This is a genomic window from Planotetraspora sp. A-T 1434 (genome assembly GCF_025420585.1).
Taxonomy (GTDB): Bacteria; Actinomycetota; Actinomycetes; order Streptosporangiales; family Streptosporangiaceae; genus JAOEGB01.
Window position 1 is genome coordinate 34,730 of record NZ_JAOEGB010000028.1, and the last position, 21,623, is coordinate 56,352.

Consider the following 21,623-nt stretch of genomic DNA (forward strand, 5'->3'; position numbering starts at 1 on the left):
TTCAGCGGCCATCCTTTACGTCGTCGTGTCTGCTGAGAGTGGTTGCATCAGCACTGGTTCGTTCAGCACTGGTTCGTTCAACACTGTCGAGGCCGAAGCCGGCCCGCAACTCGGTTTCCCTGCTCGCCGAGAGGCGACGCACGTCCTCGGCGAAGCCCCTGAGCTGGTCGGCGAACGTCACCGCGCGATCGGCCGCGCGCCTCGCCACGTGGTCCGGGCGCAATGACTGAAGCTTACGCATCACCCAGACCGCCAGGTACGCGCCGAGGGCCATGTAAAAGAGCCGCCGGATCACCCGCGCCGCCTCCCGGCGCCGGCGCCGCGCCGCTCGGACGGAGCGCGCATCCTGGGAACGGCGGGCCGTTCGGCCCCCTGTGTGACGGGCGTGACGGGCGCGCTCCGGGCGGGGCGCCCCCGGCGCCCGGCGATCGCGGCGCGGATGCCGTGGCCGAGCGCGGAGATTTTGATCACGGGACCGGCCAGCAGCACGGAGGCGACGCCGGTGATCTTCACCATGTTGCCGCTCACGTCGCGCATGTTGTGGGTGATGGCGTCGACCGTGACGAGCTGGCGGTTGGTCTCGGAGACCGTCTGGCTCACGTCCTCTAGCAGCGGCACGACCCGGTCGGTCAGCTCCGCCACCGTCTTGGTGGTCTCGGCCAGCAGGCGCGCCAGCCTCACCAGCACGACGGCCATGAAGCAGACCAGGATCGCCCAGAACATGGCGACGATCAGGCCCGCGACCTCTCCCGCGGTAAGCATGTGCCGATCTCCCTAGATCACCGGAGCTGGAATGGCAAGACCCTATCGCGAACGCTCTGCCCGCCGATGCCTGCCACACGCCTCCGGAACCCGTACGGCGGGTGCTACGTGGTCTTGTCGCCCCGCAGAAAGCCGCGGATCTTGGCCCATCTCTCCCCGAAGTGGCCCTCGGCGCCGTGCCGGGTCGGCTCGTAGTAGCGCCGGTCCCGGAGCTCCTCGGGGGCGTAGTCCTGCCGGACCAGGCCGTGCTCGAAGTCGTGCGGGTACTGGTAGCCCTTGCCGTGGCCGAGCTTCTTGGCCCCCGGGTAGTGGCCGTCGCGCAGGTGACCGGGGACCTGCCCGATGAGGCCGCGCCGTACGTCGTCGGAGGCGGCGCCGATGGCCTTGACGACCGCGTTGGACTTGGGCGCCAGGGCGCAGTGGATCACCGCCTGGGCCAGGTTGATCCGCCCTTCGGGGAGGCCGATGAACTCGACCGCCTGGGCGGCCGCCACCGCGATCTGCAGGCACGTGGGGTCGGCCATGCCGACGTCCTCGGACGCGAAGATGACGATGCGGCGGGCGATGAACCGGGGGTCCTCCCCGGCCTCGACCATCCGGGCCAGGTAGTGCAGCGCGGCGTCCGCGTCGGAGCCCCGCATGCTCTTGATGAACGCGCTGATCACGTCGTAGTGCTGGTCGCCCTGGCGGTCGTAGCGGACGGCCGCCTTGTCGACGGCCTTCTCCACCACCTCGACCGTGACGTCGCCGGCCAGCAGCGCCGCGGCCTCCAGGTAGGTCAGCGACCGGCGGGCGTCCCCTCCGGCGAGCCGTACGAGCTGGTCGAGGGCCTCGGGGTGGAGGACGACGCGCCCGTCCAGGCCGCGCGGGTCGGCGACGGCGCGCTCCAGGACCGCGCGGACGTCGTCGTCCGTCAGCGACTCGAGGGTGAGCAGCAGCGAGCGGGACAGCAGGGGCGAGATGACGGAGAAGAACGGGTTCTCCGTGGTGGCGCCGATGAACGTGACCCACCGGTTCTCGACGGCCGGCAGCAGCGCGTCCTGCTGGGCCTTGTTGAACCGGTGGACCTCGTCGACGAACAGCACGGTCTGGCGGCCGGTCATGCCGAGCTCGCGGCGGGCCTGGTCGATGGCGGCGCGGACGTCCTTGACGCCCGCCGAGACGGCCGACACCTCGACGAACCGGCGCTTGGTGGCGTTGGAGACGACGTAAGCCAGCGTCGTCTTGCCCGTTCCCGGCGGCCCCCAGAGGAACAGCGACATCGGGGCCTCGCTCTCGACCAGCCGGCGCAGGGGCGTGCCGGGCCCGAGCAGATGCCGCTGGCCGATCACCTCGTCGAGCCCTCGTGGCCGCATGCGCACGGCCAGCGGCTCCTGGCTCCTGTGGGCCTCCTCGGCCGCCGAATCGAACAGGCTCTCCACAACGCCGACCCTACCGTCAGGCGCCCCAGACCGCGGTCGCGCCGCTGTGGCCCGTCCGCACGACGTAGTAGCCGACGACCAGGGCCAGCAGGACCGTGGCGGCGGACAGCACGAGCGTGACCGCCCTGGCGGAGGAGGAGGCGGCGGCTCCCGGGTCCCGGCGCGTCCGGGTGACGTAGACCAGCACCAGCGTGACGACGGCCAGCCCGAGCGTGAGGAACAGCAGGGGGTCGGCGAACTCCTCGTGCGTGGCGACCGGCGTGGGCGTCTGCCCGTGGAACAGCCGCTCCTTGAGGGCGTCGCCGCTCTCCTGCGCCGCGAACACCGAGACGGGCGCGGCCAGCGCGCTCAGCACGACCGCCCAGTCGAGCTTCTGGCGGAACCGGGGCAGCACGACGTAACCGATGGCGAGCACCGCGAGCAGCGGAGTCACCATCACCGCCAGGTGGATGATCAGCGGATGGGCGGGGAGGCCGAAGATCTGGTCGAACATGGTTCATCGCTCCTGTGACGGGGGTTCGAGCGGGCGCTCCGGAAAAGGCGAGGCGCTTCACCCTCATACGGATTCGGTCAGCAGGAGGTTCCCAGGAAGATCTGAAAGGGAGATGAAGGCTGTGCCGGTGATGCCGCAGAAGGTCATTGATACCCATGGGGCGTCTGCTTTATACGGACTCAACGGGATCGCGGATAGAGTGACGCATCGCGGTGGTCAATCGACGGCCAAATCGACGGCAAAAGGGAAGGCACAGCGGTGACCGACACTGATCGGCAGAAGCAACCGGCTTCGCGTGTGAGGACGGCCAAGCGCACCACCACCCTCGGCGTGGGGCTTGGTGTCCTCGTGATGGCGGGTGGTCTCGCGGCCTGCGGTGGCGGTGCTAAGAACGGGGCACAGGCGAGCCCCTCCGCCCCGTCCGCCTCTCCCTCGGCGGCGGGTCCGTCGGCGACCCAGTCGGCGCTTCCGGCCCCGACCGTGACCGCGGTGCCCTCGGACCTGCGGAAGGTCACCTGCGAGTATCGCAAGGACGACTCGGGAAGCCCGGCCAAATTCGTGGGCTTCCCGCCCAAGAAGCTGAGCGCCCAGGTCATCAAGGCGACGACGATGACGATCAAGACCAACCTCGGCGCGATCGTCATCGACCTGGCTCCGGGGCAGACCCCGTGCACGGTGAACTCCTTCGCGTTCCTCGCGAAGAAGAACTACTTCGACAACACGGTCTGCCACCGTCTCACCACCGTTCAGACGAACGGCCTGGGCCTGCTGCAGTGCGGCGACCCGCAGGCGAAGGGCGACGCCGAGAACCCGACCGACGGCACGGGCGGCCCCGGCTACCTGTTCAACGATGAGAACCTCGGCCCGCAGTACACCCGGGGCGTCGTCTTCATGGCCCAGGGCGGTGAGGACGCCAACTCCAACGGAAGCCAGTTCGCGATCTCCTACACGGACGAGAACGCCCAGCTTCCGCAGGCGTACACGCCGTTCGGCATCGTGCGGAAGGGCATGGACATCGTCGACAAGATCGTCAAGGGCGGCGTGAAGACCGCCAAGGACGGCAAGGACATCACCAGCGACGAGGGCGGCTCCAACGCCCCCAAGATCCGCGTGCTGATCAAGGACCTCGCGGTCTCCTGAAACGCTCCCGCATGATCACGACTCCCGCGTGATCATGCAGGGATTCCCGCTTGAGACCGCCACGCCGCCGTTTCATCGCGCGTGATCATGCGGGCATTCCCGCGCAAGCCTACGACCTGCCGCTTCGCCGTACGTGATCATGCACTTGGCGACTGCCTGCATGATCACGGATGCGGTCACGGCATGTTAAGGCGGGTTGCGGGGAAAGCGCGCATGATCACGAATCGGATGCGGGCTGGCAGACGGCCCTCCCCGGGAATGTGTGCATGATCACGGCCCTCCCGTTGTGGCTCGGGAGGGCCGTGACAGAGCCGTTGACGGCGCCGTTGGCGATCAGGCCTGGCCGGTGGTCTCGGCCTTGGGCTTGGCGTCCACGCCGGCCTCCTTGCGCTGGTCACCCGTGATCGGGGTCGGCGCGCCCGTCAGCGGGTCGTAGCCGGACGCGGTCTTCGGAAACGCGATGACGTCCCGGATCGACTCGCCGCCCGCGAGCAGCATGCAGACCCGGTCCCAGCCGTAGGCGATGCCCCCGTGCGGCGGCGGGCCGTACTTGAACGCCTCGAGCAGGAAGCCGAACTTGCTCTCGGCCTCCTCCTTGGAGATGCCGAGCACGTCGAAGACGCGCTGCTGCATCTCGGCCCGGTGGATACGGATCGAGCCGCCGCCGATCTCCATGCCGTTGCAGACCATGTCGTACGCGTACGCCAGGGCTTCGCCGGGCTTGTCCTGGAAGTTGTCGGCCCACTCGGGCTTCGGGCCGGTAAAGGGGTGGTGGACGGCGGTCCAGCCGATCTCGCGGCCGACCTCATCGAAGACAGGCTCGAACATCGGGGCGTCGACGATCCACAGGAACGACCACTGCGACTCGTCGATCAGGCCGCAGCGGCGGCCGATCTCCAGCCGGGCCGCGCCGAGCAGCTCCCGCGAGGGGCCGAGCGCACCAGCGGCGAAGAAGATCGCGTCGCCGGGCTTGGCGCCGGTCGCCTCCGCCAGGCCGGCGGTCTCGGCCTCGGACAGGTTCTTCGCCACCGGGCCGCCGAAACCGTCCTCCTGGACGAGCACGTACGCCAGCCCCCGGGCGCCCCGGGCCTTGGCCCAGTCCTGCCAGCCGTCGAGCTCCTTGCGGGTCTGCGACCCGCCGCCCGGCATGACGACGGCCCCGACGTACGGCGCCTGGAACACGCGGAAGGTGGTGTTCGCGAAGTACTTCGTCAGGTCGACCAGCTCGACGCCGAACCGCAGGTCGGGCTTGTCCGAGCCGTACCGGGCCATCGCCTCGGCGTAGGTGATCCGCGGCAGCGGCGACGGCAGCTCGTAGCCGATCGTCTCCTTCCAGATGCGCCCGATCAGGGCCTCGCCCAGCTCGATCACGTCGTCCTGGTCGACGAACGACATCTCGATGTCGATCTGGGTGAACTCGGGCTGCCGGTCGGCCCGCAGGTCTTCGTCGCGGAAGCAGCGGGCGAGCTGGTAGTAGCGCTCCAGACCCGAGACCATGAGGAGTTGCTTGAAGAGCTGCGGCGACTGCGGCAGGGCGTACCAGTTGCCCGGCTGGAGGCGCACCGGGACCAGGAAGTCACGGGCGCCCTCGGGCGTGGACCGGGTGAGGTTCGGCGTCTCGACGTAGACGAAGCCGCGCTCCCGCATGACCTCGTTCGCCAGGTAGGTCGCCTGCGAGCGGGTCCGCAGCGCCTCGGCGATCTGCTGCCGCCGGATGTCGAGGTAGCGGTACTTCAGCCGCGCCTCCTCCGACACGCCTGTGCTGCCCTCGATCGGGAACGGCAGCGGCGCCGACTCGCTCAGCACCTCCACCTCGGAGGCGACGACCTCGATCTCGCCGGTCGGCAGGTCGGGGTTCTCGTTGCCCTCGGGCCGGACGCGGACCTCTCCCGTCACCTTGACGCAATACTCCGAGCGCAGGTCGTGAGCATGGTCCTCCTCGCGGAAGACGACCTGGGCCGAGCCGGAGGCGTCGCGCAGGTCGATGAAGACCACGCCACCGTGGTCGCGCCGGCGCGCCACCCAGCCCGCCAGCGTCACACGCTGTCCTGCATGCTCCTTACGAAGCGTCCCTGCTTCGTGAGTGCGGATCACGAGAGTTTCCCCTTCAAGACTTCGACGACCTCGGCGAGCGGCACCGCGGTCTGGTCGGCTGTGGTCAGGTCCTTCACTTGTACGGCTCCCGCCTCGAGATCTCGCTCGCCGAGGATCAGGGCGTAGCGGGCGCCACTGCGGTCGGCGGCCTTCATGGCGCCCTTGACGCCCCGGCCGCCGAAGGCCATATCGACCGCGAGGCCGGCCCGGCGCAGCTCACTGACCAGCGGGAAGATCCGCCGCCTGGCCTCCTCGCCCAGCGGGATGGCGAACACGTCGACGTGCCCGGCCCGCTCGGTGATCAGCCCCTCGGCCTCCATCGCGAGGACCGTCCGGTCGACCCCGAGGGCCCATCCGACGCTGGGCAGCGGCGGGCCGCCGATCATCTCGCTGAGACCGTCGTAGCGGCCTCCCCCGCCGACCGCGGACTGGGCGCCCAGGCCGTCGTGGACGAACTCGAACGTCGTCCGCGTGTAGTAGTCGAGCCCCCGGACGAGCCTCGGGTCGTCGGTGTAGGCCACCCCGGCCGCCCCGAGCAGGCCGCGCACCTCCTCGTGGTAGGCCTTGCAGGCCCCGCAGAGGTGGTCGGTCACGAGGGGCGCGCCGACGAGCTGCGCCCTCACCTCGGGGCGCTTGTCGTCGAGGACCCGCAGCGGGTTGATCTCGATGCGCTGCCGGGTCGTCTCGTCGAGGTCGAGCCCGCGCAGGAAGTCCTGCAACGCCGCCCGATAGGCGGGGCGGCACTCCTTGCACCCGAGCGAGTTCAGCAGCAGCCGCACGTTCTTCAGGCCCAGCGAGGCGTAGCCGTCGGCGGCCAGCACGATCAGCTCGGCGTCGAGCGCCGGGTCCTCGGCTCCGAGGGCCTCCGCGCCCACCTGCGAGAAGTGACGGTAGCGGCCGGCCTGGGCGCGCTCGTAGCGGAAGTAGCTCCCGGAGTACCAGAGCTTGATCGGGAGGGCCCCGCCGTACAGGCCGTGCTCGATGACGGCGCGCACCACGCTGGCCGTGCCCTCGGGGCGCAGCGTGAGCGACTGGCCGCCCCTGCTCTCGAACGTGTACATCTCTTTGGTCACAATGTCTGTCGACTCGCCGACCCCGCGCGAGAACAGGGCGGTGTCCTCGAATGCCGGCGTCTCGATGTAGCCGTAGCCCGCGCGGCGGGCGGGCGCGGACAGCGCGTCGCGCACGAGGAGTGCCCACTCCGATCGCGGCGGCAACCAGTCGAAGGTGCCCTTGGGCGCCTGAAAGCTCATTACAGTCCCCTGCTAGGGCCCTCGTGCGGCGCCACTTCCCTCAGGTAGGGGTTGGTGGCCCGCTCGTGGCCGATGGTCGTCTGTGGTCCGTGGCCGGGCAGGACCGTCGTCTCGTCCGGCAGCCTCAGCGTCTTCGCGAGGCTGCGCAGCATCGTGGCGTAGTCTCCGCCCGGAAGATCGGTGCGGCCGATGGAGCCGGCGAACAGCAGGTCGCCCGCGAACAGGACCTGTGAGTCCTCGTAGGGCGTCCGGAACGTCACCGACCCCCTGGTATGGCCGGGAGTGTGATCGACCGTGATGTCGAGACCGGCGAGCTTCAGCGTGGCGCCGTCGGTCAGCTCCCGCACGTCGTCGGGCTCGCTGAACTCCAGGCCGCCGAACAGCATCTGCCGGGCCTGCAGCGAGAGCCCCTTGCCGGGGTCCGACAGCAAGTCGCGGTCGTCGGCATGGATCCACGCGGGAACGTCGCGGGCGCCGCAGACCGGCACGACCGACCACATGTGGTCGATGTGACCATGGGTGAGCAGCACCGCGACGGGCTTCAGCCGATGCTCGCGGAGCAGGTCGTCGATGCCCTCGACAGCGTCCTGACCAGGGTCGACGACCACACACTCCTCGCCTGCGGCGGGAGCGACGACATAGCAGTTGGTCTGGAACGACCCTGCGGGAAACCCGGCGACGAGCACGGAAGCGGCCTCTGCGTCTCTGCGGATGTATCAAGGATTACGCGAGCGAATGTAACCGAAGGGTACCGGTGCGGGTCGGCGGGCTGCGAACCAATACCCGTGTGCCGATACGATTCGCCCACCTCAATAGTCATTCTTGGAGCAGTCGAGCCGGATGCTATAGAGCGAGCTGCCGTTTCGGTGCACTTCTCCGGCGCGGCCGCCCGCCTGTGCGACGCCGGCATCCGGCCGCCCCATGGAAACGACCGTGGGAACGACCATCGGAAAACAGGACAGTCGGGAGGGCGAAGTGGTCACCGGCAAAGACCGTCAGAAGCAGCTGGCCCGGGAGCACTACCAGCGGCAGATTCAGGCGCGCGCCGAGCGCCAGCAGAAGGCCCGGCGCGCCGCGATCGTCGGGACCAGCGCGGCGGTCGTGGTCGTGATCGGCGGCATCGTGGCCGCGACGGCCATCCTGGGCGGCGAGGACGGCAACGCCACCACGTCCGCGGCGCCGTCCGCGAGCGCCGCGGCCAGCGCGGCGGCGGCCGAGCAGCCCAAGCCGTACGACCCGGCGACGGGGCTGTGCGGCTACGTCGCCGACAAGGGCAGCGGCCAGGTCAAGGACGTCGGCCTGCCGCCCGCGAAGGTGAGCACGGATCCGGCCACGATGACCATCAAGACGAACCTCGGGGACATCGTCGCCACGCTGGACTCCGCCAAGGCGCCGTGCACGGTCAACTCGTTCCGGTACCTGGCGTCGAAGAACTACTTCGACGGCAGCAAGTGCCACCGGATGGGGCCGGCGACCTTCCCGATCCTGCAGTGCGGCGACCCGCTGGCGAAGGCCGACGGCAAGAACCCGACCGACGGCCAGGGCGGACCCGGCTACCGCTTCGTCAACGAGAACCTCGCGGGCGCGAAGTACACCCGGGGCGTGCTGGCCATGGCCAACAGCGGCCCGGACACCAACGGCAGCCAGTTCTTCATCGTGTTCGGGGACACCGGGCTGAGCCCCGACTACACACCTTTCGGTACGGTGACCAAAGGGCTGGAAATCCTGGACAAGGTCGCCAAGCAGGGCGTCCTTCCCGGCGGAACAGGGGACGGCACGGGTGCGCCCAAGCAGCCCGTGGAAATCAAACACGTGACAATCACCGGCAAGAGCTGACGTAATACAACCAAGGGCATATCGGGCCCTGGAGGCTGATTCAAGTGCGGGAGGACACGGTGACCACCGACCCGTGGGGCCGGGTAGACGATGACGGCACCGTCTACGTGCGTACGGCTGAGGGAGAACGGGCCGTCGGGTCCTGGCAGGCCGGTGAGCCGGAGGAGGCGCTCGCCTACTTCCGCCGCAAGTTCGACGAGCTGGCCGGGCAGGTCCAGCTCCTCGAACAGCGGGTGAGGGGCACCGACCTGGCGCCCGCACAGGCCGAGGCGAGCATCACGAAGCTGCGGGAGGCGGTCACCGAGGCGCACGCCATCGGCGACCTGGGCTCCCTCCAGGACCGCCTCGCCGCGCTGACCGACCTCGTCGGCAAGCGCCGCGAGGAGGTCAGGGCCGCCCGCGACCAGGCCCGCGCGCAGGCGCGCGAGACCAAGGAGCGGATCGTCGCCGAGGCCGAGCGGATCGCCGAGGACGCCACCCACTGGAAGTCGGGCGGCGAGCGGCTGCGTCAGCTCGTGGACGAGTGGAAGGCGGCCGAGCGAATCGACCGCACCACCGAGGCCACGCTGTGGAAGCGCCTGTCGGCCGCCCGTACGGCTTTCGCCAAGCGGCGCAAGGCGTACTTTTCGTCGCTGGACGAGCAGCGTGACGCGGTGCGCGGCGCCAAGGAGCGGATCGTGAACGAGGCCGAGGCGCTGTCGTCCTCGACCGACTGGAACGCCACGGCCGCCGCCTACCGGGAGCTCATGCGCCAGTGGAAGACGGCCGGGCGGGCCTCCCGGGAGGCCGAGGACGAGCTGTGGGGCCGCTTCAAGGCCGCGCAGGACCAGTTCTTCCAGGCCCGGTCTGCCGTCTTCGCCGAGCGGGACGCGTCGTTCGCGGCCAACGCGGAGGCCAAGGAGGCGCTGCTCGCCGAGGCGGAGCGGCTGCTGCCCGTGACCGACGCCCGGACGGCCCGGGCCGCGCTGCGGGCCATCCTGGAGCGCTGGGAGGCGGCCGGTCCGGTGCCCCGCGAGATGCGGGACAAGCTCGAGGGCGGCCTGCGGAAGGTCGACGACGCGGTCCGCAAGGCCGAGGAGAACGAGTGGAAGCGGTCGAACCCGGAGGCCCGGGCCCGCGCCCAGGACACGGTCAACCAGCTCCGCAAGTCCATCGAGCAGCTGGAGACGCGCCTTTCCAAGGCTCAGGCCGCCGGGAAGGACAAGGACGTCAAGGAGGCCGAGGAGGCCCTGGCCGCCCGCCGGTCGTGGCTGGAGGAGGCCGAGCGCACCCTCGCCGAGTTCTCCTGACCCCTCCCCCGCATCGGCGTGATCATGCACGAGTTCCCGGGAATGGCGTTGACCTGCCCAAACTCCATGTGTGATCATGCACAGATTCCCGAAGGCTCTCACTGATCTGCCCAAACGTTGTTCGTGATCATGCACGAGCTTCCACCGCCCGGTGCATGATCACCGACTGAGGCGGCGCGGGTCAGCCGGCCTCCCGGGGAACCTGTGCATGATCACGTATGGCATGAGGGCTGGACAGAGGCCATCTCCCGGAACCCGTGCATGATCACGCCGGGGGGGGAGGAGGTCAGTTCGTCACGCGGTAGACGTCGTAGACGCCCTGGACGGTCCGTACGGCCTTGAGGACGTGCCCAAGGTGCTTCGGGTCGCCCATCTCGAAGGTGAACTTGCTGACGGCCACCCGGTCCCGGGTGGTCGCCACCGACGCGGACAGGATGTTCACGTGGTGGTCGGACAGCGTCCGCGTCACGTCCGACAGCAGGCGGGGCCGGTCAAGCGCCTCGACCTGGATCGCGACGAGGAAGACCGAGTCGTCCCCCGGAGACCACGCCACCTGGACGAGACGATCCGGCTGCGCGTTCAACTGCTCGACATTGGGACAGTTCGTGCGATGTACGGAGACTCCATGCCCTCGGGTGACGAATCCGACGATGTCGTCACCCGGGACGGGGGTGCAGCAGCGCGAGAGCCGTACCCAGACGTCGGGGTCGCCGGCCACCATGACCCCGGCGTTGGAGTTGGCCCTGGGACGCCCCTTGAGCCGCGTGGGGACCGCCGCCTCGGCGATGTCCTCCTCGGCCCCCTCGACGCCGCCAAGGGCCTGTACGAGCTTCTGGACGACCGACTGGGCGGCCACGTGGCCCTCGCCGACCGCGGCGTACAGAGCGGACACGTCCGGGTAGCGCAGATCCCGCGCGAGCGCGAGAAGGGCCTCGCCCGACATCAGGCGCTGAAGCGGCAGGCCCTGCTTGCGCATCGCCCGGCCGATGGCCTCCTTGCCGGCCTCGATCGCGGTCTCGCGGCGCTCCTTGGAGAACCACTGGCGGATCTTGTTCCGGGCGCGGCCGCTCTTGACGAACTTGAGCCAGTCACGGGACGGCCCGGCGTCCGGCGACTTCGAGGTGAAGATCTCCACCGTGTCGCCGTTGCCGAGACGTGACTCGAGCGGGACCAGCCTGCCGTTCACCCGGGCGCCGATACATCGGTGGCCGACCTCGGTGTGCACGGCGTACGCGAAGTCCACGGGGGTCGCGCCCTCCGGCAGGGCGATCACCTGCCCGCGGGGGGTGAAGACGAACACCTCGGAGACGGACAGGTCGAAGCGGAGCGACTCCAGGAACTCCCCGGGGTCGGACGTCTCCTTCTGCCAGTCGAGCAGCTGCCGCAGCCAGGCCATGTCATTGACCTGCTTGACCTTGGCGGCGCCCGAGGTGGTCTCCTCCTTGTACTTCCAGTGGGCGGCCACGCCGTACTCGGCCCGGTTGTGCATCGCGCGCGTGCGGATCTGCAGCTCGATCGTCTTGCCCTCGGGACCCATCACCGTCGTGTGCAGCGACTGGTACATGTTGAACTTGGGCATCGCGATGTAGTCCTTGAACCGCCCCGGCACCGGCCTCCACTGGGCGTGGATCGTTCCGAGCGCGGCGTAGCAGTCGCGGACCGTGTCGACGAGCACGCGGATGCCGACGAGGTCGTAGATGTCGTCGAAGGCCACGTCCTTGGCGATCATCTTCTGGTAGATCGAGTAGTAGTGCTTCGGCCGCCCCCGCACGGTCGCCTTGATCTTGGCCTCGCGTAGCTCGCCGGAGACCTTCTCGATGACGTCCTGGAGGAACAGGTCGCGCCGCGGCGCCCGCTCCGACACCATCCGCGCGATCTCGTCGTACCGCTTCGGGTACAGCATGGCGAACGCGAGGTCCTCCAGCTCCCACTTGATGGTGTTCATGCCGAGCCGATGGGCCAGCGGCGCGAAGATCTCCAGCGTCTCGCGGGACTTCTGCTGCCGCTTGTGCTCAGGCATGTACCGCATCGTCCGCATGTTGTGCAGCCGGTCGGCCAGCTTGATGACCAGGACCCGGATGTCCCGGGACATCGCGACGACCATCTTCCTGACGGTCTCCGCCTGCGCGGCGTCGCCGAACTTGACCTTGTCCAGCTTGGTCACGCCGTCGACCAGCAGGGCGATGTTGTCGCCGAAGTCGGCCCGTAACTCGTCGAGGCTGTAGGCGGTGTCCTCGACCGTGTCGTGCAGCAGGGCGGCGCACAGCGTCTCGTCGTCGGTGCCCAGCTCGGCCAGGATCGTCGCGACGGCGAGGGGATGCGTGATGTACGGATCGCCGCTCTTGCGCTTCTGATCGCGGTGGTGGAAGGCCGCCACGTCGTAGGCACGCTCGATGAGGCGCAGATCGGCCTTGGGATGCGTCGCCCGGACCGTCTTGAAAAGCGGCTCCAGAACCGGATTCATAGCCCCCCACTGCCCCCCGAACCGGGCCAGCCTCCTTCGCGAGGCCGGCGCCGGTCTTTCGTCCGCACCCCCCGATGAGTCGGGCGCCGCGTCAACGGGCACGTCGACCGGCTCGGGGGCCTCGCGCGGGTCGGTTCCGCGACCAGCCCTCGCGCTGTCGGGCACGACCACATCACGGGGCACACAGACTCCTTACGTCGAGTCCAGATTCCTCAGTGTATCCGCGCCGCCCCAGCACTCTCCGCCGAGTCGCCTCGTCACGCGCCCGGCCGCCACAGGGGACGGCACAGCCACGGAACCAGCAACGCTTACACGCTTACCAGGGCACGGACGTCCAAACCGGGTAGACGGTCACGGCCGGAGAGGAAGGACAGCTCCATCAGTACGGACACGGCGGTCACTTCGGCGCCGGCCCTCCTGACCAGCTCCACCGTCGCGTGGGCCGTGCCGCCCGTGGCGAGCACGTCGTCCACGATCAGAACCCGGTCGCCCGGGGCGAAGGCATCGGCGTGCACCTCGATGGTCGCGGAGCCGTACTCCAGATCATAGGACGCCTCCAGCGTCTCCGCAGGCAGTTTGCCCTTCTTGCGCACCGGGACGAATCCCGCGCCACTGCGGTAGGCCACCGGAGCGGCGAGGATGAAGCCCCGCGCCTCGATGCCGACGACCTTGTCGAACACCAGGCCGTCCGCGAGCTCGTCCACGACCTGCGTGAAGGCCGCGTGATCGCCCAGGAGCGGGGTGATGTCCTTGAACAGGATCCCGGGCTTCGGATAGTCGGGTACGTCCCTGATCAGGGCGGTCCAGTCAGTCACGAGGCCAACCTTAGAGCACCCCGCGCGGGAAGCCCCCGGCCCGGCGATACGTGGAAAGCAGGACGCCCCCGTGACCGTCTCCGATCACGGGGGCGCTCCATGCGGCGCGAGGCCGCCTAACGCTTCTTACGCTTGCCGTCGCCCGTGACCGCGCCGTTCTGCGACACGGTGGGCGATGTGCTCTGGGACGCGCTTTGGGACGTGCTCTGGGAGGCCGCCGGGACGGTCTCCTTCACGGTACGGCTCCCGCCCGCGGTGGCGGCCGCCTTGGCGGCGGACGTCTGCTTCAGAGCCACCCGCTTGGCGAGCGCCTGCCAATGCGGCTCCCGCTCCTTGAGCGTCACCAGGATCGGCGTCGCGACGCACAGCGAGGAGTAGGTGCCGACGATCATGCCGACGAAGAGCGCCAGCGACAGGTCCTTCAGCGTGCCGGCGCCGAGCAGCGTCGTGCCGATGAACAGGATCGCCGCGACGGGCAGGATCGCGACGAGCGAGGTGTTCAGCGACCGGATGAGGGTGTGGCTGAGCGCGTTGTTCGCCGCCTGCGTGTAGGTCATCTTGGCGCTCGTGCCGAGCTTGCCGGTCACTTCCTTGATCATGTCGAAGACGACGACCGCGTCGTACAGCGAGTAACCGAGGATCGTGAGGAAGCCCAGCATGGTCGCCGGGGTGACCTCGAAGCCCGACCAGGCGTAGACGCCGGCCGTGATCACCAGGTCGTGGACGAGGGCGACGATGGCGGCGAGCGCCATCCGCCACTCGAAGGCCACGGACAGGTACAGCATGATCGCGATCATGAAGACCGCGAGGCCGATCCATGCCTTCTGGGAGACCTCGCCGCCCCAGGTGGCGCCGATGACCTGCGAGCTGACCTGGTTCTCCGGGACGCCGAACCGCTTGGCCACCGCCCCCTGGACCAGGGTGGCCTCGTTGGCGTCGAGGCTCTCGGTGGTGACCCGCCAGTTGGGCCCAGCCTGTTGCACGATGACCTGGTGCGGACCCGCGTCCTGGACGGCCGACCGGACGCTCTCCACGCTCGAACCCGGCGTCCGGGTGAAGTCGAAGACCGACCCGCCCTTGAACTCCACGCCGAGGTTCAGGCCGTGGATCACGAGCCCGAGGATGGAGACGGCCAGCAGGAAGGCCGACAGGCCGTACCAGATCTTGCGCTTGCCGACGAAGTCGATGTTGATGTCGCCGCGGTAGAGGCGGCTGATAACACCCGGCATCACGCCTCCTGCAGGGTCTGCTCGGCGGGGCTCGTACGGCCCATGCGCTCCGCGTCGAGTCCGGACAGCTTGTGGCCCTTGGAGAAGAACTTCAGCCGCGCCGCGAGAGACATGAACGGCTTGGTGAAGAGGAACACCACGACGATGTCGATCAGCGTGGTCAGGCCCATCGCGAAGGCGAATCCGGCCACGCCGCCCACCGCGAGGAAGAACAGCACCACCGCGGCGATGAACATGACGGCGTCGGCGACCAGGATCGTCCGCCGGGCGCGCCGCCAGGCGACCTCCACGGCCGCGCGCAGCGTGCGGCGGCCTTCCTTGATCTCGTCACGGATTCGTTCGAAGTAGACGATGAACGAGTCCGCGGTGATGCCGATCGAGACCACGAGGCCGATGATGTGCGGCAGCGAGAGCCGGAAGCCCGCGTTGTGGCTGAGGATGACCACCGTGAGGTAGGTCACCACGGTCGCCACGGCGAGGCTCGCCACACCGATCAGGCCGAGGCCCCGGTAGTAGAGCAGCAGGTAGAGCACGACCACCAGCAGGCCCAAGGCGCCGGAGATCAGGCCGCCGCGGAGCTGGTCCTGGCCGAGCGTCGAGGAGACCGACACCACCGAGCTCTGGTTGAACTTCAGCGGCAGCGCGCCGTACTTGAGCTGATCCGCCAGCTCGGTGGCGCTCGCCTGGTTGAAGCTGCCGGAGATCCGGGCGCTTCCGCCGGGGATGGCCTCCTGGATGGTCGGCGCCACGATGACGACGCCGTCGAGGACGTTGGCGAGCTGGTTGCGCGGCGGCGAGAGGCTGGTGATCCGCCGGGTGATGTCGGCGAACTGCGAGGCGCCCTTGGACTTGAAGCTGATCTGGACGATCCACTCGCCGGTCGTGGGGTCGGTCCCCGCCTGGGCGCCGCTGATCTCGGTGCCCTGCACGGCGGCCTTGTCCAGGATGTACCGGGCGGAGCCGTCGTCGCTGCAGGCCACGATCTGCTTGTTCGGGTCGTCCTGCGCGCCCTGGCCGCGCTTTTTCGCGGAGCAGTCGATCTCGCGGAACTTCGTCAGCAGCGCCGGGTCGATGCCGCTGGTGTCCTGACCGGCCAGCGGGTCGTCACTCGCCTGCGAGGCCGGCGGGGCCGTCGGCGACGCGGATGCCGACGGTGTGGGGGAAGGTGCGGCCTTGGCTCCCGCTTTGTGGCCCTTCTTACCGCCGTTCGCACCGCTCGCGCCGTTCGCGTCGCCGGCCTTGGCGGTCGGCGTCGGAGAGGGAGCGGTCAGCGCGGAGGACAGTGCCCTTCCTGCGGGCGTGGCGCTGGGCGCCGCGCTCGCCGTGGCCCCCGGAGTGGCGCCTGCGGCCCCACTCGGCGTCGCACTGGGCGCGCCGGAACCACTGGGCGTCGGCGCCGCCGTCGGCATCTGCACAGGCTGGGCCTTTGAGGCGGCCACCGCGAGCACCTGGCGCATGCGCAGCTCAGCGGTGGTGGAGATGAGCCCGAGAGCCTCCTCCCGACCGGCTCCGGGGACCGAGATCACGATGTTCTCGTTCGACCTCGCGACCTCGGCGTCCGAGATGCCCGTGCCGTTCACGCGAGCGCGGATGATGGTGACGGCTCGATCAAGGCTCTCCTGGGACGGAGTCTTGCCGTCGGGCGGGACCGGCGTCAGCGTCACCGTGGTGCCACCCGCGAGGTCGAGGCCGAACTTGGGGACGAACGCCTTCTGCAGGGCGACCGTCGCGCCCATGGCGAGGATGAGCGCAAGGAGCACCAGGAGCGTACGTCCCGGCTTGCTCTGGCTACTGGTCGGTGGGGCCACTGGTGGTCAGTTCTTTCGTCAAAGGGTATGCGATCAGCCTACTCAGGACTGCTTGGTACTCGAATCATCACCGTCCGTGGTGTCAGGACCGTCGGCCACCGGGTTGTCGTCGGCCGGCTCCTCCGAGGCGCCCTCGGTGGGAGTCACCACGCGCCCGATCGCCCCCTTCACCCACTTGGTCTGCACACCGGGTGCGATCTCGAGGAGGACGTCGTCGTCCTCGAAACCGACCACGGTCGCGAAGAGGCCCGTGGTCGTCATGACCCGGGCGCCAGGGGTCAGGGAGCTCTGCATCTGGAGCGCTTCCTGCTGCCGCTTGCGCTGCGGGCGAATCAGGAGGAAGTAGAACACCACTACCAGCAAGATCAGTGGCAGGAACGTCCCAAGCGGGTTGTTACCCACGGGGGCCACCCTTCCGTTACGTGATGAACCGGCCTGACGCCGGAGGTCTTGTGCGCTGTGCGCGCGCCCGCCGCGGCGCTGAGCGGGTCAGCGTAAGCGGCCAGTCAAGCCACGCAGTGTATGCGAGCCGTTCGAAGCCCGGCAACGAACCCACGATCTGGCACGCGGGAAACTTTCCTATTTCGCGGTATTGAAACGGTTCTGTGACCTGGCTAAACCCTACGACATCCCGGCAAGGCATCCAGGACGCCCGGAAGCGCGACACGGCCGGGTTCGCTCAAGGACTCGCCATGCGTGCGTTGGGAGGCCCCGCCGGCAGGCTGGATAGACCCCGATCTGGATAGGCCTCGATAGGCCGGCATCTCGGTGGCGCGTCAGATCGCGGCGGCCCATCAGCCCGTACGGCGAGCGCACGTGGCCTCATGACCTCCGCCCGAAGCGGCGAGGAATTAACGGAGAACGAAGCCTACGGCGTCCGCTCCCAAGCGGATTACGAAGGCTGGGAAAGAATTGACGGTACTCCCCAAACCTGGGCCGGCCCGTTGGGTCCGCTTGCCTTGGCATGTCTGGCGTGGGCACATGGGGATCACACTGGGGATCACACGTGGGGATCAACTGCTTCACACCGGCGCTCGCGGTCGATCGTGACCGGGGACGCGGCAGCGGGACATGGGGGCTGCTCAGGGTGCGGGCGTTCCGGAAGGGTTCTTCCCGGCGAGCGCTTCAGCCCGTCAGGTGAACGGCCGCGGGCGCGCGGACCACACCGCCATGCGCGCGGCGGCCGCCGCGGCGAGGGACGGCCCGGTCCGGGGCGTGGATTAACGCAAGCCCTTTCTGCCATATGATCCGAACTTTTCTCACGTGTTGGCGAGAAACAGCCTCAATGGCGCCCATAGGCAAGCCTGGGCAGATTGCGTTACGGAGTGTCGAGGGTGAATTCGTGTCGCCGCATGGCCGCCCGGGACAATCCCGGGGGCCTCCACATCGCAGATGGCTTCACTATGGAGCGCAATCAAGACCTCCGCCGTCATCTGCGCGGACGAACCACCTGAAAGCACGCGGGAGCGCGGGCACGGGCACGGAGACGACGGAGAGGACGGGCAACCAGCGCGGAGGGCGGGCGGGCATGTGGAAGCACCCCTCCCGGCGAGGCAGACGGGTCGGACGGCGCCTCGGCGCGGACTGGGGCGGCGGGCCGGCGGCGCGGCGGACCGGTGAAGCCCGCAGACGTCGCCGACCTCACCGCATCGCGAGCGAGCACTCATATCCTGCGGTCAGTGGCCCGAAAGTCACATGTTGCGGCGCCGGCATCGCCGCCCTGGCACCTGACGAAAGAACTGCCCCGCCCGCCGGAGCCAGAGATCCGGGGACCAATCCGAGCCCGGAAGCGGGCCGCCTCTTGTTCCGCGTCGCCGCCCATCAGGCAAACCGGAGCCCTTCTCCCGAGCACCACGCGAGATGTTCCGTACGGCGATCGCGAACGGCGATCGCATAGGCAATCATATTCGGCGATTCTCATTCATCGCGGTTTTCGTACAGCAACAAATCCATACGACGATCCTTGTTCAGCGCGAATCCGTGGGGGCGGCAAGAGCCGTCCCCGGAATGCGGCCACTCACAAACGCCTGCCCGGCAACGAAACGGGCTGTGGCCGCGCGGCATTGGCCCAGCCACGTATGCACGGACGACAAAAGACCGGCTGGGCGAACTCCGACGTGTCGCCCGCCTTTCGGCTCTGGCGCGGGGAAGCATCGGGGACCGGCGGCCCATCTCACGACCGCCCCCTCACATGCGCGACGGCGAAGCCGAACCATCGGGGATCTCAGTCCCCGTCGAAAAGGGTGGGGATGGGCGACGCCCCGAAGGCGTCAGGAGGCGGAGTCAGGCCGAGGTGCGCCCAGGCGGACGCGGTCGCCACCCGGCCGCGCGGCGTCCGGGCGAGCAGCCCCTGCCGGACGAGGAAGGGTTCCGCGACGACCTCCACGGTCTCGGGCTCCTCCCCCACGGCCACGGCGAGCGTGGACAGGCCCACCGGCCCGCCGCCGAACTTTCGCAGCAGCACGCCGAGCACCGCCCGGTCGAGCCGGTCGAGCCCCTCGGCGTCAACCTCGTAGAGGTTCAGCGCGGCCGACGCGATCTCCCTGGTGATCACGCCCTCCGCCCGGACCTCGGAGAAGTCGCGAACCCGCCGGAGCAGCCGGTTCGCGATCCGGGGCGTGCCCCGCGAGCGGCGGGCGATCTCATGGGCGCCCTCCGTGGGAAGGTCCACCGACATCAGCCTGGCGGAGCGGTAGAGCACCTGCTCCAACTCGGCGACGTCGTAGAAGTCCATGTGCGCGGTGAAGCCGAACCGGTCGCGTAGCGGCGCCGGGAGCAGACCGGCCCTGGTCGTGGCCCCGACCAGGGTGAACGGCGCGATGTCGAGCGGGATCGAGGTGGCTCCGGGGCCCTTGCCGACGACGATGTCGACGCGGAAGTCCTCCATCGCCAGATAGAGCATCTCTTCGGCCGGGCGGGCCATCCGGTGGATCTCGTCGATGAACAGGACCTCGCCCTCCGACAGTGTCGAGAGGATCGCGGCCAGATCACCCGCCCGTTCCAGAGCGGGGCCCGAGGTCACCCGGAGAGGCGCTCCCAGCTCAGCGGCGATGATCATGGCAAGCGTGGTCTTTCCAAGCCCAGGGCCACCGCTCATCAGCACATGGTCGGGCGGCCGGTTCCTGCGAAGGGCGCTCTCCAGCACGAGGGAGAGCTGCTCCCGGACCCGCCCCTGGCCGATGAACTCGTCCAGGCGCTTGGGCCGCAGTGCCGCCTCGATCGCCTGCTCGTCGCCCTCCGGTTCCGGCGACACCAACTCCCGCTCAAAGCTCACAGGCGCTCCCCGCCACCCAAGCCGACTCTCGTCTCCACCGGGCGGAACCCGCCGGCTGCCTGCGGACACCCTGGGCGCGCCGGGGTCATCGGACGCTCAGCGCGCGCAGGGCCGACTTGAGCAGCAGGGCCACCTGGGGAGTCCGTCCCGCGGCCACCTCCGCGTCGGCTTCGGGAGTGACGGCCGCCACCGCCTCGTCGGCGTCCCGAGCGGAGTAGCCGAGGCCGACCAAGCCCGAATGCACCTGATCACGCCACACCGGCGCCTTCGCCGTACCGTTGAGGGCGGCGTTCACCGCCTGATCAGGAGTGCCCAGCTTGTCCTTGAGCTCCAGCACGATGCGCTGAGCGCCCTTCTGCCCGATGCCGGGGACCATGGTCAGCGCCTTGAGATCGGCGCTGGCCACCGCGACGCGGAGCGCGTTGGGCGTGTGCACGGCCAGCATCGCGAGGGCGATGCGCGGCCCCACGCCGCTCGCCGTCTGCAGCAGCTCGAAGACGGTCCGCTCGTCGTCGGAGGCGAAGCCGTACAGCGTGAGCGACTCCTCGCGCACGACGAGTGAGGTCGCGAGGCGGCCGGGCTCACCTACGCGGAGGGTGGCGAGCGTGCCCGGCGTGCAATGAACGAGCACACCCACTCCGCCGACCTCGATGACGGCGGCGTCCGGCGCGATGGCCGTCACCTGCCCCGCCACGGATGCGATCACTCCGCGCTCCCTTCGCCCACCACGGCCCGCATAACCAGTCCCACCATGGTCCGGATCACCAGTCTCATACGGTCCGGACAACCAGTCTCATCGAGGCCCGTCCGACGCCCCAGCCGGCGTGCCGACCTCAGTCCTACCAGAGCGCCCCGACGATCCGCCGCCCTGTCCGGCGATCCGGCGACGACCCACCAGACGCGGAGGCCCGGCATACGCGGAGGCTCGAGCCGATGCAAGCATGGGGCTCCCCTCGGCACCGCGGCAGCCGTACGGCAGCGCAGTCGCGGGTCTCCGGCGATCCGGTCGGTGCGGTGGTCAGGCAGGCACGGCGATCCGGCGGTCATGCGGTCATGGATTCGCCAGGTCGCCGGTACGGCCGGCACCGGGCGAATGGCGATAACCAGGGTTAAGCGTGACAGAGCCGGCAGAGCCGCGGGCTTTGGACAGGGCCTCGGCAAGACGGTTCTGGACGCCACCCCGCCAGACGTGGCAGATCGCCAGAGCGAGAGCGTCGGCGGCGTCGGCGGGTTTCGGCATGGCGTCGAGCCGCAGGAGCCGGGTCACCATGGCGCCGATCTGCTTCTTGTCGGCGTTGCCGTTCCCCGTGATCGCGGCCTTGACCTCGCTCGGGGTGTGCATGGCCACGGGCAGCCCCCGCCTTGCCGCGCACACGATGGCGACGGCGGAGGCCTGCGCGGTGCCCATGACGGTCCGTACGTTGTGCTGGGCGAAGACCCTCTCAACGGCCACCGCGTCGGGTCTGACCTCATCGAGCCACCGCTCGATCTCGGCCTCGATCACCACCAGGCGGGAGCCGATGTCGTCCTCCGCCGGTGTGCGGACGACCCCGACGGCCACCAGGCTCAGCGGCGCCCCTGGGCGGCCTTCCACGGCCCCGAGACCGCATCGGGTCAGCCCCGGATCGACCCCCAACACCCGCAGCTCGGGCAACCGCACCGGCCGGCCTCCGATCCGCTCGTTGGGCGCCTATGGCCCGCTCGCCCAGCGGCATCCGCGACCGCCGAACATCTGTTCGGCACCG

Annotated in this window: 18 protein-coding genes; 3 read left to right on the forward strand and 15 right to left on the reverse strand. The window is 69.3% G+C overall.

Going from position 1 to position 21,623, the window contains the following annotated elements; genetic code table 11:
• Position 1: 1 nt before the first annotated feature.
• The 4 genes from N5079_RS29275 to N5079_RS29290 form a co-directional block, all read right to left on the reverse strand.
• The gene (locus tag N5079_RS29275; RefSeq protein WP_261587378.1) at positions 2 to 295 is read right to left on the reverse strand and encodes a hypothetical protein; all 294 of its coding nucleotides are present in this window, start codon (positions 293 to 295) and stop codon (positions 2 to 4) included.
• A complete protein-coding gene (locus N5079_RS29280) occupies positions 292 to 762 on the reverse strand; it encodes a DUF948 domain-containing protein (protein WP_261587379.1) in 471 nt (156 codons plus the stop codon). Before N5079_RS29280 ends, N5079_RS29275 begins: the two co-directional genes overlap by 4 nt.
• A 104-nt stretch (positions 763 to 866) precedes the next feature.
• On the reverse strand, positions 867 to 2,183 hold the full coding sequence (locus N5079_RS29285; protein ID WP_261587380.1) for a replication-associated recombination protein A: 1,317 nt from the start codon (positions 2,181 to 2,183) through the stop codon (positions 867 to 869).
• Positions 2,184 to 2,199: 16 nt separating this feature from the next.
• Positions 2,200 to 2,676, reverse strand: a complete 477-nt coding sequence (locus N5079_RS29290; protein WP_261587381.1) for a DUF2231 domain-containing protein — start codon at positions 2,674 to 2,676, stop codon at positions 2,200 to 2,202.
• Positions 2,677 to 2,934: 258 nt separating this feature from the next.
• Between N5079_RS29290 and N5079_RS29295 the strand changes: the two genes are divergently transcribed.
• Complete coding sequence (locus N5079_RS29295; protein WP_261587382.1) at positions 2,935 to 3,816, forward strand: peptidylprolyl isomerase; 882 nt, start codon at positions 2,935 to 2,937, stop codon at positions 3,814 to 3,816.
• Between the two features lie 333 nt (positions 3,817 to 4,149).
• Here N5079_RS29295 and aspS read toward each other — a convergent pair whose 3' ends face one another.
• From aspS to N5079_RS29310, 3 genes are read right to left on the reverse strand one after another with little or no spacing between them, the layout of a single operon-like run.
• Positions 4,150 to 5,910: an aspartate--tRNA ligase gene (aspS, locus tag N5079_RS29300; protein ID WP_261587383.1), complete on the reverse strand. Its 1,761-nt coding sequence runs from the start codon at positions 5,908 to 5,910 to the stop codon at positions 4,150 to 4,152.
• Positions 5,907 to 7,163 (reverse strand): histidine--tRNA ligase, encoded by a 1,257-nt coding sequence (gene hisS, locus N5079_RS29305; protein ID WP_261587384.1) that lies wholly within the window; start codon positions 7,161 to 7,163, stop codon positions 5,907 to 5,909. Before hisS ends, aspS begins: the two co-directional genes overlap by 4 nt.
• Positions 7,163 to 7,849 (reverse strand): MBL fold metallo-hydrolase, encoded by a 687-nt coding sequence (locus tag N5079_RS29310; protein WP_261587385.1) that lies wholly within the window; start codon positions 7,847 to 7,849, stop codon positions 7,163 to 7,165. Before N5079_RS29310 ends, hisS begins: the two co-directional genes overlap by 1 nt.
• A gap of 289 nt (positions 7,850 to 8,138) precedes the next feature.
• Between N5079_RS29310 and N5079_RS29315 the strand changes: the two genes are divergently transcribed.
• Together N5079_RS29315 and N5079_RS29320 are read left to right on the forward strand one after the other, a co-directional pair.
• Positions 8,139 to 8,999 (forward strand): peptidylprolyl isomerase, encoded by an 861-nt coding sequence (locus N5079_RS29315; protein WP_261587386.1) that lies wholly within the window; start codon positions 8,139 to 8,141, stop codon positions 8,997 to 8,999.
• Between the two features lie 44 nt (positions 9,000 to 9,043).
• Positions 9,044 to 10,288, forward strand: a complete 1,245-nt coding sequence (locus tag N5079_RS29320; RefSeq protein WP_261587387.1) for a DUF349 domain-containing protein — start codon at positions 9,044 to 9,046, stop codon at positions 10,286 to 10,288.
• A 286-nt stretch (positions 10,289 to 10,574) separates the two neighbouring features.
• Here N5079_RS29320 and N5079_RS29325 read toward each other — a convergent pair whose 3' ends face one another.
• The 8 genes from N5079_RS29325 to ruvC form a co-directional block, all read right to left on the reverse strand.
• Positions 10,575 to 12,752, reverse strand: a complete 2,178-nt coding sequence (locus N5079_RS29325; RefSeq protein WP_261587388.1) for a RelA/SpoT family protein — start codon at positions 12,750 to 12,752, stop codon at positions 10,575 to 10,577.
• Positions 12,753 to 13,060: 308 nt separating this feature from the next.
• Complete coding sequence (locus N5079_RS29330; protein ID WP_261587389.1) at positions 13,061 to 13,567, reverse strand: adenine phosphoribosyltransferase; 507 nt, start codon at positions 13,565 to 13,567, stop codon at positions 13,061 to 13,063.
• Positions 13,568 to 13,683: 116 nt separating this feature from the next.
• Complete coding sequence (secF, locus tag N5079_RS29335) at positions 13,684 to 14,796, reverse strand: protein translocase subunit SecF (protein ID WP_261587390.1); 1,113 nt, start codon at positions 14,794 to 14,796, stop codon at positions 13,684 to 13,686.
• A complete protein-coding gene (gene secD / locus N5079_RS29340) occupies positions 14,796 to 16,556 on the reverse strand; it encodes a protein translocase subunit SecD (protein WP_315967897.1) in 1,761 nt (586 codons plus the stop codon). Before secD ends, secF begins: the two co-directional genes overlap by 1 nt.
• Before the next feature lie 90 nt (positions 16,557 to 16,646).
• Positions 16,647 to 17,006 (reverse strand): preprotein translocase subunit YajC, encoded by a 360-nt coding sequence (yajC, locus tag N5079_RS29345; RefSeq protein WP_261587391.1) that lies wholly within the window; start codon positions 17,004 to 17,006, stop codon positions 16,647 to 16,649.
• Positions 17,007 to 18,828: 1,822 nt separating this feature from the next.
• On the reverse strand, positions 18,829 to 19,878 hold the full coding sequence (gene ruvB / locus N5079_RS29350) for a Holliday junction branch migration DNA helicase RuvB (RefSeq protein ID WP_261587392.1): 1,050 nt from the start codon (positions 19,876 to 19,878) through the stop codon (positions 18,829 to 18,831).
• 85 nt (positions 19,879 to 19,963) lie between these two features.
• Positions 19,964 to 20,584 carry a Holliday junction branch migration protein RuvA gene (ruvA, locus tag N5079_RS29355; protein ID WP_261587393.1) on the reverse strand — a complete coding sequence of 207 codons (621 nt, stop codon included), beginning with the start codon at positions 20,582 to 20,584 and terminating at the stop codon, positions 19,964 to 19,966.
• A 345-nt stretch (positions 20,585 to 20,929) separates the two neighbouring features.
• Complete coding sequence (ruvC, locus tag N5079_RS29360; RefSeq protein ID WP_261587432.1) at positions 20,930 to 21,523, reverse strand: crossover junction endodeoxyribonuclease RuvC; 594 nt, start codon at positions 21,521 to 21,523, stop codon at positions 20,930 to 20,932.
• Positions 21,524 to 21,623 lie beyond the last annotated feature (100 nt).

Excerpts from the sequence above, each read along its gene's own strand:
- secF (WP_261587390.1), bottom strand. The coding sequence starts at position 14,796 with ATGCCGGGTGTTATCAGCCGCCTCTACCGCGGCGACATCAACATCGAC.
- hisS (WP_261587384.1), bottom strand. The coding sequence starts at position 7,163 with ATGAGCTTTCAGGCGCCCAAGGGCACCTTCGACTGGTTGCCGCCGCGA.
- N5079_RS29290 (WP_261587381.1), bottom strand. The coding sequence starts at position 2,676 with ATGTTCGACCAGATCTTCGGCCTCCCCGCCCATCCGCTGATCATCCAC.
- N5079_RS29325 (WP_261587388.1), bottom strand. The coding sequence starts at position 12,752 with ATGAATCCGGTTCTGGAGCCGCTTTTCAAGACGGTCCGGGCGACGCAT.
- N5079_RS29280 (WP_261587379.1), bottom strand. The coding sequence starts at position 762 with ATGCTTACCGCGGGAGAGGTCGCGGGCCTGATCGTCGCCATGTTCTGG.